Origin of the sequence: Curtobacterium flaccumfaciens (assembly GCF_018598405.1) — a bacterium.
In the GTDB taxonomy this organism is placed as follows: domain Bacteria; phylum Actinomycetota; class Actinomycetes; order Actinomycetales; family Microbacteriaceae; genus Curtobacterium; species Curtobacterium aurantiacum.
In genome coordinates this window covers 1-13,487 of the sequence record NZ_JAHEWS010000015.1, presented here as the reverse complement: position 1 = coordinate 13,487, position 13,487 = coordinate 1, and the positions used below count along the sequence as shown (strand labels likewise).

Annotated in this window: 18 protein-coding genes; 4 read left to right on the top strand and 14 right to left on the bottom strand. The window is 72.0% G+C overall.

Going from position 1 to position 13,487, the window contains the following annotated elements:
* Nucleotides 1-154: 154 nt before the first annotated feature.
* Nucleotides 155-1,153: a LacI family DNA-binding transcriptional regulator gene (locus tag KK097_RS10815; protein WP_307858413.1), complete on the top strand. Its 999-nt coding sequence runs from the start codon at nt 155-157 to the stop codon at nt 1,151-1,153.
* A 221-nt stretch (nt 1,154-1,374) separates the two neighbouring features.
* Here the strand turns inward: KK097_RS10815 and KK097_RS10810 are convergent, their stop codons facing one another.
* The 9 genes from KK097_RS10810 to KK097_RS10770 all read right to left on the bottom strand — a co-directional run bounded on the left by KK097_RS10810 (nt 1,375) and on the right by KK097_RS10770 (nt 8,113).
* Nucleotides 1,375-3,081, bottom strand: coding sequence for an MDR family MFS transporter (locus KK097_RS10810; RefSeq protein WP_214530272.1), 1,707 nt, complete (start codon nt 3,079-3,081; stop codon nt 1,375-1,377).
* Nucleotides 3,078-3,698 (bottom strand): TetR/AcrR family transcriptional regulator, encoded by a 621-nt coding sequence (locus tag KK097_RS10805; protein WP_214544736.1) that lies wholly within the window; start codon nt 3,696-3,698, stop codon nt 3,078-3,080. Before KK097_RS10805 ends, KK097_RS10810 begins: the two co-directional genes overlap by 4 nt.
* Nucleotides 3,699-3,747: 49 nt before the next feature.
* A complete protein-coding gene (locus KK097_RS10800; protein WP_214544735.1) occupies nt 3,748-4,230 on the bottom strand; it encodes a GNAT family N-acetyltransferase in 483 nt (160 codons plus the stop codon).
* Between the two features lie 120 nt (nt 4,231-4,350).
* On the bottom strand, nt 4,351-5,040 hold the full coding sequence (locus KK097_RS10795; RefSeq protein WP_214544733.1) for an HAD family hydrolase: 690 nt from the start codon (nt 5,038-5,040) through the stop codon (nt 4,351-4,353).
* 55 nt (nt 5,041-5,095) lie between these two features.
* On the bottom strand, nt 5,096-5,737 hold the full coding sequence (locus tag KK097_RS10790; protein ID WP_214544731.1) for an MBL fold metallo-hydrolase: 642 nt from the start codon (nt 5,735-5,737) through the stop codon (nt 5,096-5,098).
* 58 nt (nt 5,738-5,795) lie between these two features.
* Nucleotides 5,796-6,221 (bottom strand): MarR family winged helix-turn-helix transcriptional regulator, encoded by a 426-nt coding sequence (locus tag KK097_RS10785; RefSeq protein ID WP_214530268.1) that lies wholly within the window; start codon nt 6,219-6,221, stop codon nt 5,796-5,798.
* A 79-nt stretch (nt 6,222-6,300) separates the two neighbouring features.
* Nucleotides 6,301-6,873: a DUF3618 domain-containing protein gene (locus tag KK097_RS10780; protein WP_214544730.1), complete on the bottom strand. Its 573-nt coding sequence runs from the start codon at nt 6,871-6,873 to the stop codon at nt 6,301-6,303.
* Entirely contained in the window at nt 6,870-7,313 is a 444-nt protein-coding gene (locus tag KK097_RS10775) for a phage holin family protein (protein ID WP_051597109.1), read from the bottom strand. Before KK097_RS10775 ends, KK097_RS10780 begins: the two co-directional genes overlap by 4 nt.
* On the bottom strand, nt 7,310-8,113 hold the full coding sequence (locus tag KK097_RS10770) for a hypothetical protein (protein ID WP_214544728.1): 804 nt from the start codon (nt 8,111-8,113) through the stop codon (nt 7,310-7,312). Before KK097_RS10770 ends, KK097_RS10775 begins: the two co-directional genes overlap by 4 nt.
* Nucleotides 8,114-8,261: 148 nt before the next feature.
* Here KK097_RS10770 and KK097_RS10765 point away from each other — a divergent pair, with 148 nt between their 5' ends.
* Together KK097_RS10765 and KK097_RS10760 are read left to right on the top strand one after the other, a co-directional pair.
* Nucleotides 8,262-9,017, top strand: a complete 756-nt coding sequence (locus KK097_RS10765) for a glycosyltransferase family 2 protein (protein WP_214544726.1) — start codon at nt 8,262-8,264, stop codon at nt 9,015-9,017.
* 111 nt (nt 9,018-9,128) lie between these two features.
* Nucleotides 9,129-9,767: a hypothetical protein gene (locus KK097_RS10760; RefSeq protein WP_214544725.1), complete on the top strand. Its 639-nt coding sequence runs from the start codon at nt 9,129-9,131 to the stop codon at nt 9,765-9,767.
* 9 nt (nt 9,768-9,776) lie between these two features.
* Here KK097_RS10760 and KK097_RS10755 read toward each other — a convergent pair whose 3' ends face one another.
* Nucleotides 9,777-10,382 carry a helix-turn-helix domain-containing protein gene (locus KK097_RS10755; RefSeq protein WP_214530263.1) on the bottom strand — a complete coding sequence of 202 codons (606 nt, stop codon included), beginning with the start codon at nt 10,380-10,382 and terminating at the stop codon, nt 9,777-9,779.
* A gap of 67 nt (nt 10,383-10,449) precedes the next feature.
* Here KK097_RS10755 and KK097_RS10750 point away from each other — a divergent pair, with 67 nt between their 5' ends.
* Nucleotides 10,450-11,469, top strand: coding sequence for an NAD(P)/FAD-dependent oxidoreductase (locus KK097_RS10750; protein ID WP_214544723.1), 1,020 nt, complete (start codon nt 10,450-10,452; stop codon nt 11,467-11,469).
* Nucleotides 11,470-11,529: 60 nt separating this feature from the next.
* Here the strand turns inward: KK097_RS10750 and KK097_RS10745 are convergent, their stop codons facing one another.
* Genes KK097_RS10745 through KK097_RS18695 form a run of 4 tightly spaced genes read right to left on the bottom strand, consistent with a single transcriptional unit; the run spans nt 11,530 to nt 13,252 of the window.
* On the bottom strand, nt 11,530-12,195 hold the full coding sequence (locus tag KK097_RS10745; protein ID WP_214544721.1) for a pentapeptide repeat-containing protein: 666 nt from the start codon (nt 12,193-12,195) through the stop codon (nt 11,530-11,532).
* Between the two features lie 35 nt (nt 12,196-12,230).
* A complete protein-coding gene (locus KK097_RS10740; protein ID WP_214544719.1) occupies nt 12,231-12,641 on the bottom strand; it encodes a DUF6314 family protein in 411 nt (136 codons plus the stop codon).
* 9 nt (nt 12,642-12,650) lie between these two features.
* Nucleotides 12,651-12,902, bottom strand: coding sequence for a hypothetical protein (locus KK097_RS10735; protein WP_214530259.1), 252 nt, complete (start codon nt 12,900-12,902; stop codon nt 12,651-12,653).
* Nucleotides 12,902-13,252, bottom strand: a complete 351-nt coding sequence (locus KK097_RS18695; RefSeq protein ID WP_214544717.1) for an SHOCT domain-containing protein — start codon at nt 13,250-13,252, stop codon at nt 12,902-12,904. The genes KK097_RS10735 and KK097_RS18695 overlap by 1 nt, the downstream gene beginning before the upstream one ends.
* Between the last annotated feature and the right edge of the window lie 235 nt (nt 13,253-13,487).

Sequence of the window (13,487 nt, the reverse complement as noted above, 5' to 3'; positions counted from 1 at the left end):
CTCCACTTCTTCGGGGAATCGAGGTGAGTGCTCGACGTGGTGGGGATCCACGGGCCGGCAGAGCGCTGGCGACGCGGCGCGTCAAGCGTTTGACATCGAAACACGTCAAACGTTTGACGTCAAGTTCGAGCACCGCGCTCGCTAGCATCGACGGGTGCCCTCCCCCGCCGCTCCGAGCCGTCGTGTGACCGCTGCGATGGTGGCCGAGCGTGCGGGCACGAGCATCGCCACGGTCTCCCTGGTCGTGAACGGCAAGGACCGCGGGCGGGTCTCGGCACCCATCGCAGCGCGGGTCCGGGATGCCGTGGACGACCTCGGCTACGTCGTCGACCACGCCGCCAGCTCGCTGGCCCGCGGCAGCGGCGACCTCGTCGTGTTCATCGCCCCCGACCTGTCGAACCCGTTCTTCGCCGAGGTCATCCGCGGCGTCCGCGACACCCTGGGCGACCGGTTCCAGCTCGTGCTCTCCGTCACCGAACGGGGCGCGCAGCCCGTCGCGGCCGACGTCCGGCGCTTCGAACGGCTCCGGCCCGCCGGCATCCTGGTGGACGCCCCCGCCGCCGACGAGCCGATGTCCGCGAGCGTCCCCGTGGTGCTGCTCGACGCCCCCGGCGGCCCCGAGGCGGTCAACTACGACCTCTCCACCGGCGTGCACGACCTCGTCGCCCACCTGCACGACCGGGGGCACCGGCACGTGGGCTACCTCGACGGCACCTCGAGGGCAGCGACGTTCGGCGTGCGCCGCGAACTGTTCGAGCAGGCCTGCGCCGCCGTCGGCATCACCGTCTCCGAGGTCACCGCCCGCGCCGACCTGACCGTGGACGCCGCTGCTTCGGCCACCGAGCACGTCATCGAGGCCTGGCAGGACGACGACGTCACCGCCGTCGTCGCCGCCGCCGACACCCTGGCCTACGGAGTCCTGCGGGTCGCCGGTTCGCTCGGCATCGCCGTCCCCGGCGCACTCGCGGTCGCGGGCTTCGACGACCTGCCGTCGTCGTCGGTCACCGCGCCGGCCCTGACGAGCGTGGCGCTGCCCGGCGCCGACCTCGGCCGGGCTGCAGCACTGCGGCTCCTCGCGACGCTCGACGGCACGGCCGCCGAGCCCGCAGCCCTGCCGACGCGGCTGGTGCCGCGCGCGAGCACCGGCGCGTAGCGCCCGGGTCACCGCGACCTCACGCGCTCAGCGACAGCTCACGCGCGCTGAAACGCGTGAGGTGTCGCTCAGCACGAAACGCCGGCCGCGGCAGTGAGCGCGACCGAACGACGGACGGGAGGCGCGGCACCAGCTGGCACCGCGCCTCCCGTCAGCACGCCGTCGTGTCCGCAACGCGCCCCGCGATCCGCCGGACGCCGCCAGATCCGGCGGCGTCTCGCTCAGTCCGAGGCGTCCCGGCGGGACGCCGGCGTCTCACCACCCGACGACACGGACTCCGCCGACACAGACTGCTCCGCACGGGCCGCACGCTGCGCGCGCTCGAGCTCGTCGGCCTCCTCGCCGCCGACGGCCTCGCCGCGGGCGACCATCCCGGCGGTGTCGGACAGCGTGATCTGCGGCAGGAACAGCGCGAGCAGGAACGCCACCGCGATGAACGGCAGGAGGTACCAGAACACCGGCGCCAGCGAGTCGGCGTAGGCGTTCACGACGCCGTCCTGCACCGCCGGCGGCAGCCCGGCGACGGTCGACGGATCGATGCTGCCCGCCGATGAGGCCGCGTCGGTCGCCGAGCCACCGGCGCCGCGGAAGACGTCGGTCAGCGACGTCGTGAGCCGCGCCGTGAAGAGCGCACCGAAGACGGCGGTGCCGAGGGAGGCGCCGACCTCGCGGAAGTAGTTGTTCGTCGAGGTGGCGGTGCCGACCTGCTCGGCGGGCACGGCGTTCTGCGCGACGAGGACGACGACCTGCATGATCAGGCCGAGCCCCGCGCCGAAGACGAACAGGTACGCGCAGATGAGCCAGATCGGGGTCTCCGCGGCGAGCTGGGTCATCGCGAGCATCGCGATGGCCACCAGGACGGTCCCCACGATCGGGAACATCCGGTAGCGACCGGTCTTGGTGATCAGGACACCCGAGGCGATGGACGTCCCGATCAGGCCGGCCATCATCGGCAGCATCAGCAGACCGGAGACGGCGGCCGAGGTGCCGGAGGCCATCTGCAGGAACGTCGGGACGAAGCCGATCGCGGCGAACATGCCGATGCCGAGCACGAGGCCGATGCCGGTCGCCAGCAGGAAGGTGCGGTTGCGGAAGAACGCCAGCGGGAGCACCGGGTCCTGCGCACGCGACTCGACGAACACCAGGAGCGCTGCCGAGACGACCAGGCCGGCGAACCAGGCCCAGGTCTCGGGGGCGTCCCAGCCGTGGTCCCGGCTGCCGCCGAACTCCGAGAAGAACACCAGGCACGTCGTGGCGGCGGACATGAAGAGCACGCCGAGCACGTCGATGCGCTTCGTCGCCTTCTTGGTCGGCAGGGTCAGCGCGAACCACGCCACGAAGAACGCCGCGATGCCGACCGGGATGTTGATGTAGAACGCCCAGTTCCAGGTGAGGTGGTCGACGAAGAACCCACCGAGCAGCGGACCACCGATGGCGGAGAGGCCGAAGATCGCACCGAGCGGACCGAGGTACTTGCCGCGCTGCGAGGCCGGGACGATGTCCGCGATGATCGCCTGCGACAGGATCATCAGGCCGCCACCGCCGAGCCCCTGCATGGCGCGGAACGCCACGAGCTGCGTGAAGTCCGCGGCGAACGCACACCCGGCCGACGCGATGGTGAACAGCGCGATCGCGATGAGGAACAGGTTGCGTCGGCCGAGGACGTCGCCGAACTTGCCGTAGACGGGCATCACGATGGTCGAGGCCAGCAGGTACCCGGTCGTCAGCCAGGCCTGGTGCGCGACGCCGCCGAGCTCGCCGACGATGGTCGGCATCGCGGTGGAGACGATGGTCTGGTCGAGGCTGGAGAGCAGCATCCCCGCGATCAGGGCGGAGAAGATGATCCAGATGCGACGCTGCGTCAGGAGCAGCGGGCCGTCGGAGCCTGGGCGGGCACGCTTGGTCGTGCCCGGCGCGGTGGCGCTCATGTGGTGTGTTCCCGTTCGGTCGTGGTGACCGCCCTGAGCAGGCGGAGGTTCTCGGTGAGCAGGGCGTCGAACGTCGGCCCGGTGGCCTCGTCGAAGGCGTCGTCGAAGTACGTCTCCGCGGTCACCTTCAGCAGTGCGGCCGCGGCCTCGGTCACCAGGCGCGCCCGGCGGTCGGCGGGGGCGTCCCACCCGAACCGGCGGCGCACGGCCTGGGTGACCCGGGCGAGCTGCACGTCGGTCGCCGAGAGGAACCGCGCGACGAGCGCCGGCTCACGCTCGAAGACCCGACGCATCATGGCCTCGTCGGCGCGGACGAACCCGACCCGGCTGAACTGGTCGATCGCCAGCGCGGTGATCGAGGCGAGCGGGTCGAGGTCACCGGGGACGATGCCGCCCGCGGCGTAGGCGTCGATCGCCTCGACGTCGGCATTGAGCTCGATGCCGAGCACGGCGTCGTCCTTCGAGCCGAAGTGGTTGAAGAACGTGCGACGGGACACTCCGACGGTCTCGCAGAGCTGCTCGATCGTGAAGCCGTGCAGCCCGAGCTCGACCGTCGCCCGACGCGCTTCGGCGATCATGCGTCGGCGCAGCGCGCGGGTGCGTTCGGTGGTGCTCACCGAGCAAGAATTGCACTCTCCTGCCGAAAGTGCAATCCGGCCGACAGCCCTAGAGCGCCTTCTCGAAGCAGAACGACCACGGCATGGTCGCGACGTAGGGCTCGTAGACGTCGATCTGGTCCCAGCCGGTCTTGCGGTAGAGCGCCACGGCGTCGGGCTGCTTGTCGCCGGTCTGCAGGATGAGCCGCGGGGCGCCGAGTTCGCGACCGACGCGCTCGCACTCGTCGAGCAGCGCGGTGGCCACCCCCTTGCCACGCGCCGAGTCCAGCACGATGAGGCGCTTCAGCTCGACGTCGTCACCGAGGCGTCGGACCGCGATGTGCCCGACCGGCTCGCCGGACTCGTCGAGGGCCAGGATCGACGTGACGACGGTCGACGGGTCGACGCTCAGCGCACGGCCCCGCTCGGCGGTGACCGCCGGGTCTTCTCCGGCGTTCGCCGACCCGTAGCGTTCGTGCATCTCGTCGTCCATGCGGGCGCGGAGCACCACGCTGCGAGGGTCGTCCCAGGACACGCGTTCGATCGTGATCACGAACGTCGATCCTGGCACGGGCGACCGACGTCGCGGAAACCGAGGCGACCGTCAGACGGCGACCGGCGTCGCCCGTCGGGCGCGACGGCGCCGCCCGTCGGGCGCGACCGGCGCCGCCCGTCAGGCGCGCCGACCGAGCGCCGCGATCGGGCCCTCGCCGGCACGGAAGGCGGCGAGCAGCGCGGCAGCGTCGTCGTACACCTCGGCCGCCCCGGCACCGCGGAGCTCGTCGCCGCCGATCCCGCCGGTCATCACGCCGACGCAGGTCACGCCGACCTTGCCGGCCGACTCGACGTCCCACATGGCGTCGCCGACCATCACGGCGTCGTCGGCAGAGACGCCGGCCTTCTCGAGCGCGACCCGGATGATGCCGGGGTCCGGCTTCGCCTGCTCGACGTCCTCGGAGCTCGTCTCGGCAGCGACCCACTCCCCCGCGTCGAGCAGTTCGCGCAGGCGGGCGAGTTCGTGCTCGGGGGCGCTGGTCGCCAGCACCACGGCGTGCCCGGCCTCGGCGACGGCCTGCAGGAGCTCGCGTGCTCCGGGGAGCAGTCGGAGCCGTGGCATCTGCTCGGCGTAGTAGGCGGTGTGGAACTGCTTCGCGGTGTCGCGGGTCTCCTGGGACGCGTCCGGCAACAGCGTCTCGAGCAGCTTCGCCGAGTCCATGCCGATCGCGCGGTGGATCCGCCAGGCGTCGACGGACCCGCCGGCCGCCTGGATCGCTCGCCACCACGCGTCGATGTGGGCGTAGTTCGAGTCGGCGAGGGTGCCGTCGATGTCGAAGAGGACTGCTGTCGTGGGTGCGTCGGCCATCCGTCCATGGTCCTCGGGAGGCCCGGGTCGCCTCCCAGGGGCAGCCCTGCCTCCGTCAGACGGTGATCGTCTCCCCCGCCGGCAGGATCAGGACGGGCACCGGCCCGAGACCGTCCGGGCCGAGGAAGCGCGCGGCGGACTGCTGGCCGAGTTCACTCAGCATCGCCTCGTGGATCTGCACCGCCCGCTCCGGTGCCACGGCCCGGACGTAGTCGACGGCCTGGGCGGTGTTCGTCCACGGCCCGCTCGTCGGCAGCAGCAGGGTCGGCACCGGAACACCGGGCTCGAGGTACGCGTCGCCCGGGTGGAACACCGCGTCGTCCACCAGGTAGCCGACGTTCGCGGTGGACGGGATGTCGGGGTGGATGACGGCGTGCTGCTCGCCGAAGACCCGGACGGAGAACGGTCCGACGGCGATCGTGTCACCCGCGTGCACCGCTGCGACCCGGCCGTGGTGTTCGCCGAGCTGTTCGACGACGGTCTCCGGACCGCGGACGACGAGGTCCGGGTTCGCGGCGAGCCCCGCACGCAGGGCGTCGATGTCGAAGTGGTCGGGGTGGTCGTGCGTGACGAGGACGCCCGCTGCTCCGCGGACGAGGTCGACGGCCTCGGGCGTGAACACCCCGGGGTCGATGACGAGGGTGACGCCGTCCTGCTCGAGGACGACGGTGGCGTGGTTGTACTTCGTCAACTCCATGCGCACAACTGTACAGCGGTGTTGTACTTCTGTGGTTCCCGAGAAGGTGAGGAGCCGCTCAGTCGGCCCGGCGCGCGACCCGTTCGAACAGCTCCGGCAGGCGGCGGAGCAGCGCGCGTTCCTCGGCGTCGGTCTCCTCGCGGATCGCTGCGGCCAGCCAGTCCGTCCGGGCGTCCATGTCCCGCTGCAGGGCGGCCCGGCCCGCATCCGTGATGCCGATGACCGATGCCCGTCGGTCGGTGTCGGACGCCGTCCGGTCGACGTACCCGAGGTCGGCCAGCTCGCCGACGGTCCGTGACTGACCCTGGTGCTTCACGCCGCGGCGACGCGCCAGTTCCGCGATCGTCATCGGCCCCTCGCGGTGCAGGAACCCGAGGGTGGTGGTGTGCGTGGCCGGCAGCGCGTCCGCCTCACGCCGAGCGGCGCGCACGACGCGTCCGATGGACTGCCGCAGCTCGGCGGCGAGCTCGTCGATCGGGTCCATTCCCGGAACGCTACCGCCTGACGGACGGGAGGCCCGTGGCGACGTCGCCACGGACCTCCCGTCCATCGTGTGGTCCCGCTCAGCTGCTGCGGACGTCGTCCGCCGCACCCTGCGCGTTGTCCTTGACGTCGGACGCGGCCCCCTGCGCCTCGCCCTTGACCGTCTGCGCGGCGTCCTGCGCGGTCCCCTTGAGGTCATGCGCGTGCTCCTTCGCCACGTCGCCGAGCTGCGAACCGACGTCCTTCGCCTGCTCCTTGACCTCGTCGACGAGCGGTGCTGCCTTGTCCTTCAGCTCACCGGCGAGTTCTTCTTCCTTGTCGGTGGTCGGCAGGAGCGACGACACGAGCCAGCCGGCGCCGAACGCGATGAGGCCGACGGCGAGGGGGTTGCCCTTCGCCTTCTCGACACCCTTCTGCGCGACGTCCTTCGCCTGGCCGGTCGCACCGGAGGCAGAACCGGAGGCGCTCGAGCGAGCCGACTGGGCTGCACCCATCACCGACTGGCGGACGTCCTGGAACCGGCCCTTCACCTTCTCGCTCTGGCGGTGGGCGATGGACGACGGGCTGACCTTGTCGGCGAGGGCGTCGACGTCGGAGCCGAGTTCGCCGCGGGTGCGCTCGATGTCGGCGCGGATCTCGTCTGGGGTGCTCATGGCTTCCTCCCGGTGTTGGGCTTGAGTGTCTCGGGGACTTCCTTGGCGGTCTCGACCGTCTGCGGGGCGCCCTTGATCTCCTTGATCTCCTTGCGTCCGCGGACGGCGAGGATCGCGGCGACGATGGCGTACACGACCGCGATGATCAGGGCGGACCAGGCGTTGCCGATGAGGTAGCCGAGGCCCCACCACGCGGCGATCGACAGGAACAGCAGGGCGAACACGGCGGTGAGTCCGGCGCCGCCGAACATCCCGCCTGCCTTGCCGGCCTTCTTCGCGGAGTCGGTCAGCTCGGCCTTCGCGAGGGCGACCTCCTGCCGGAACAGGCTGGAGAGATCGCGCGACACGTCGGACAGCAGCTCACCGAGCGGCGTGGTCGCGGCGCGCTCCTCGGGCGTCGGTTCGCCCAGTGGTGTCGCGCCGGGGACGGACTGGCTCATACGCCGCTCCCGGTCCCGGTGGCGCCGTCGCCGGCTTCCTTCTCGTGCTTGACCTCGGTCGCGAGGGCCTTCGTCAGGCGTCCGGCGAGCAGACCGGCACCGGCGGCGATCGCGATGAACGTGCCGGGGCGCTTCGCGGCGAAGGTCTTCACCTCGTCGAGCAGCGAGCCCGGGTCGCGGTTCTCGAGGAACCCGGCGACCGAGGTGGCACGGCCCGAGAGGTCGCGGACGACCTTCGAAGCGACACCCTGCTCCTCGTCGTTCTCGGCCATGCGCCCGAGCTGCTCACCGAGGGTGCGGAGTCCACCGGCGGCGCGCTGCTGCTGCTCGCCCGCCTGCTGCTTCAGGTTCTCGGACGCCTGCCCGTAGAGCTGCTTGGCGTGATCGGTGGCCTCGGAGGCGACCTTCGACGCCTGCTCCTTGGCGGTGCCGGCGACGTCGGACGCCTTCGCCTTGGCGTCGCCGGCGACGTCCTGCGCTGCGCCCTTGGCCGCGTCGGCCTTGCCGGAGCCGCTGCCCGAGTCACTGCCGGAGCCGCCAGCGCTGCCGGCGGACGGGACGGCGGGGAGCTGCTCGTCGGCCGGGACGGCGTCGAGGGGCGCGTCGAACGGCACCTCGGCCGCGCTGTCACCGTACGGGTCGTAGGTCTGCGGCGCACCCGGGTCAGCGGGTCGCGCGGCGGGGGTGCCGCTGGCGTACGACGGCACGGTCACGCCGGGGGCGACCTCGTGCCCCTCGGAAGCTGCCGTGCGGTCGTGGATGGGCGTCCCGGAGTCGTTCCCGGGTGGGTTCGTGGTCATGGTCGGCCTTCCGGTTGTCGTCGTCCCCGGCGTGCACCGGGGGCGTGTTCCGCACCGAAGCTGCGCGCTGCTCGCTGGGTCAGGACCCAGGAATGCCGAGAAACGCGGACCGACAACCCGCACAGGCGACGGCCGGTTGGATCGACGGATGCCCAGCGTCTCGGTCGTCATCCCCGTGCGGGACGACTCCGTGCACCTGCGTGGCTGCCTCGAGGCCCTCGCGGCGCAGACCGTGCCCGTCGACGAGGTCGTCGTGGTCGACAACGGCAGCTCCGACGACGGCGCCTCGATCGCACGGGCCGCCGGGGCGGTCGTGCTCACCGAACCGGTCCGCGGCATCGCCCGCGCTTCCGCCCGCGGGTACGACCGGGCGACGGGCGACGTCATCGTGCGGCTCGACGCGGACTCGGTCCCGCCGCCGACCTGGATCGCCGATGCCGTGCGCCTGCTGGAGGATCCTGAGGTGGCCGCGGTGACCGGCCCCGGACATCCGTACGACGGCGGACGCCTGGTGCAGCGCACGTGGGACGCGGTCTACATGCGGCCCTACTTCGTGCTGATGTGGGGCGCGCTCGCACACCCGCCGCTGTTCGGGTCCGCGATGGCGATGCGGCGGTCGACCTGGGCGGCCGTCCGGGGACGCGCACACCGCGAGGACGCCGAGGTCCACGACGACGTCGACCTCAGCATGCAGCTCGACCCGGCCTGGCGGGTGGTGGCCGACCCCGTGCTCACGGTACAGGTGTCCGCGCGACCGTTGTCGGGCCTCCCGTCCGTCTGGGTGCGGACGCGACGTGCCTTCCACACGTTCCGGGTGAACGGCCGGCGGGCCAACCCGGTGCGCCGCTGGGCGCGACGCCTGCGGTCGGAGTCGCGGGCGCGGCGCGGGTGGCGCACCCGCTGACCGACGGGGTCGGGGGACAACGAATCGGTGACGGTCCCAGCCATCGCGGCCCCCGGTCGGTACGTTCGTGAGGGACGGTCACGACCTGACGCGACCGGACGAAGGGGAACCATGCGCCACACGCTCGCTGCCCTGCTGGCGGCGGGCCTCGCCCTGACCGGCTGCGCACAGGCCGGACCGGCCGGACCGGCGAGCGACACCGCGACCACCGCAACCGACCCGACGACGGCACCGAGCCCCACCGACACCGGGGCCGCTCCGAGCCCCACCGACACCGAGGCCCCGATCGACGACACCGCCACCGTGCCGGCCAGCTGCACCGACCTGATCACTCCCGGCAAGTGGGACAAGACGTTCGCATCGGCACCGCTCAACGATCCGTCGGTCGTCGGCGACCCGATCGCGATCCCGAAGAGCTCCTTCACACCGGCGCTGCAGGGCGACGGCAAGCGTCTGTACTGCGTGTGGCGGGAGCCGCAGGCGGACACCTCGTTCCTGTCCATCGCGGTCGACGCCGTCGACCCGGCCGCAGCCCGCGATGCGCTCGAGCAGCTCGCGGCGAAGGGTTACGACTGCGGCGACGAGTCCGACGGGTACCTGTGCCAGAAGGTCTCGAAGAACACGCAGTACCCGGTCACCGACGGCGACACGTACTTCACCCGGGGCGACGTCGGCATCCACGTCCAGCAGTCCAACATCGAGACGACGGAGCTCCTCGACGACGTCGTGGCGCACGTGTTCACGGCGTAGCGCAGCCGGTCACCGGGCGGGTCGGGACCGCACGTGCGCCCGCTCGCCCTGCGGCCCGTACAGGCAGAGCACCTCGGTGACGGAGTCGGTCTCGTTGCCCATCCAGTGCGGCGTGTGGGTGTCGAACTCGGCGACCTCGCCCGGCCCCAGGTCGAGGTCGTGCTCGCCGAGCACCAGACGCAGCCGGCCGGACAGCACGTAGAGCCACTCGTAGCCCTCGTGCGTCTTGAGCGACGGTTCGCCGCCCGGCGAGTTCGGCGGGAACAGCTGCTTGAACGACCGCACCCCACCGGTGCGCTTGGTCAGGGGCACGACCACGCGGCCCCCGTGCACCTCGGGCTTCATGTGCACGCGCGGGTCGCCCGTCTGCGGTGCGCCGACGAGGTCGTCGAGGGGTACCTGGTACGCCCGGGCGAGGGGCAGCAGCAGTTCGAGGGTCGGCTTCCGCTGTCCGGACTCGAGCCGCGACAGCGTGCTCACCGAGACACCCGTCTCCTCGGACAGCGCGGCGAGCGTGACGTCGCGGTGAGCGCGCAGCGCGCGCAGGCGGGGGCCGACACCGTCGACGACCTCGGCCGTCGTGCGCGGGGCGGTCGGTCCGGGTGGGTGCTTCACACGCACCACCTTGCCACACCGGCAAACTTCGTTGCTGTTTCCCGCCCACCCGCTCCATGATCAGCGCATGTCTGAACACTTCGACGTCATCGTCATCGGCGGCTCGGCCGCCGGCCTCTCCGCCGCCCTCATCCTCGGCCGCTCGCGGCGTTCGGTGCTCGTCGTCGACTCGGGTGAACCCCGCAACGCCCCGGCGGCGGGGGCCCACAACTACCTCGGCCACGAGGGCGTCGCGCCCGCCGAGCTGATCCGCATCGGTCGCGACGAGGTCGCCGCCTACGGCGTCCAGGTCACGGCCGGGAGGATCGTGGCCACGTCCGCGACGACCGGTGACGGTCACGACCCGGTCGGCTTCTCGGTCACGCTGGACTCCGGCGCGGTCGTCACGGCACGCAGGCTGGTCGTCGCCTCCGGCGCCGTGGACGTCCTGCCGGAGGTCCCGGGCCTGGCCGAGCAGTGGGGGCGCGGGGTCGTGCACTGCCCGTTCTGCCACGGGTGGGAGATCCGCGACCAGCGGATCGGGGTCCTGGTGACGACGCCGAACGCCGCGCACCACGCGCTCATGTTCCGGGCGCTGAGCGAGCGGGTGACCGCGTTCCTGACCGACCCGGCCCTGATGGACGACACCGCTCTGGCCGGTTTGGCGGCCCGGGGCATCGACGTGGTCGAGGGCCCGGTCGCCGCCGTCGTGTCCGAGGGCGACCGGCTGACCGGGGTCTCGCTCGGGTCCGGTGCGTTCGTCGGGCTCGATGCGCTGGCGACGGCCAGCCGCCCCGAGGCGCGGGTGGGGTTCCTGTCCGGGCTCGGCATCGAGGCGACCGACCTGTTCATGGGCGACCACCGGTACGCGACGGCATTGACCGTCGACGCCGCCGGGCAGACCGCGGTGCGGGGCGTGTACGCGGCGGGCAACGTGACGGCGCCGATGGCAACGGTCATCGCGTCGGCGGCTGCCGGCACCCAGACCGGCGCGGCGGTGCACGGCGACCTGGTGCAGGCCGACCTGGCCGCGGCGCTGGCCGGAGTGGGCGCTGGCGTCGGTGCGGGCGCGCGCTCGGGCGTCGGCGCGGCCGATGTTTCGCGCTGAGCGACAGTTCGCGGGGCCGGGCGGGCGTGCAGTGTCGGTGAGCGCGAAACCCGGGCTCGGTCAGTCGACGCGGTAGCCGGCCTGCGCGGCCAGGAGCGGCGCGAGCGTGTACAGCTGGTCGGCGCCGATCGTGGCCCCGCGGAACCCCTCGAGCCGCTCGACCCGATCGAGGTCCGCCCCGCGCAGGTCCACGTGGTCGATGCGGGTGTTCGACCCCTCGGCGGCACGGATGCTGCTGCCGTCGAACGACACCCGCAGCAGCTTCGCGTCGGCGATGTCGAGCTCGTCGATGACGCAGTCGCGGAACACCACGTCGGTGATCGTCGATCCGCGCAGGTTCACGAACCCGAACTTCATGCCGACGAACTCGACGCCGTTCAGCCCGGAGTCGTACAGCTCCGCGGAGCCGACCCGACCGCCGGAGACCCGGACCTCGCGCCACGAGCTGCTCGATGCCCGCAGGATCGGGGCGTCGAGGGAGTCGATGACCGAGTCACGGACCCGGAGTCCACGGAAGTCCGCGTCGTCACCCCGGAGCGTGTCGATGACGCACTCCTCGATCTCCAGGTCGGGCAGTCGCTCGCCCGCCAGGTCGAGCATGTCGATGCGCTTGCCCTCGATGCGGTCACCCGTCAGGACGTCACCGGGTGCTGGCACCCAGTCCTCGAGGTTCGTCGGTTCGGTCAGGGTGATGCGCGGGGCGTCGGTGCCGGAGGAGCGTGCCATGCCCCCAGTCTGGCGGTGACCGCCGACCCCGCGGGTCACGACCGAGGTCGGGTGAGGACGCTGTCCAGCCGGTAGTCCTTCGCCGGGCCGCGCGCTTCCCACCGCACGGTCCAGCGGTCTTCGTCACCGTCGAAGGCACCCGTGTAGTCGTCCGGAGCGCAGGCGTGCGCGACGTTCGTGCCCCACACCCAGTCGTGGAACACCCGACCGTCGGAGAAGTGCACGGTCCAGCCGCCGTCGGGACCGCGCCGGACGATGAGGGTCCGGGACACCGGGGTGGTCCGGCCGTCGAAGGTCATCACGCCCGACTCGTCCCAGCGCACCTCGTCGTCACCGACCCGGGTCAGGGTGGTGGTCCCGGTGACGATCCCCGTGGCACCGGCGCGGTGGTCGTGCACGGTGCGGTGCAGGTCCCACACCCCGAGCAGGTCCGTCGGCAGCAGCACCCGCCCAGGCTAGCTGCGGAGGGCCTCGGCCCGCGCGGCTCGGCGCTCGTCGTCGCTGATGACCCCGCGGGCGTGCAGCTCGTCGAGTTCGAGGAGCCGCTGTTCCGGCGAGCTCCGGCGCGCACCGTGTGGGCGCCGACTGCGGACGACCGCGATGCACACGGCGACGATGACCGCGATGACGACGAGTGCCATCAGCACGGTCCAGACGAGGTCGTAGACCGGCGGGATCAGGGGGTTGTGCACTTCTTCGGAGGCCATCATCGTCCGCGCAGGGCCTCGGCTCGGGCGCTGCGGTGCTCCTCGTCGGAGATCACCCCGCGGGCGTGCAGGTCGTCGAGTTCGGCGAGCCGCTGTTCGAGCGGCTTGTCCGGTGCGAACGTGCGGCTCTGCATCACCTGGTACGCGATGTCCTCCTGCATGGTGAGCGGGTTCTGACCACGGTCGGCCATCCGCTTGCTGCGGTAGAGCGACAGGATGACGATCGTCAGGGTCGTGAGGATCGCCAACGCCGCGACGACCCCGAACGCGATGCCGAACCAGCCGTCGAACAGTTCGGTCCCCGGTCCACCCGGTCCCTCGATCTCACCGAACGCCGAACGCCGAACCACTGAGCACCATGGCGCTCCCCCTTCTCACAACGACGAGCGAAGCGTAGCGCGAGACGGGGAACACGAGCGGACGTTCCTTCCCAGAACGCCCGCGATGGAAAGCGGAATCGGGCGTACCTGGTCAGAACTTCCGACCCGGTACGCCCGACAGCACCCGGTACTCCCGATTCGACCAGGCAGCGCGAGCCCCCGCTGCCCGTCGGTCGACGGCCCGCCAGTAGGCGTCGGCGACGTC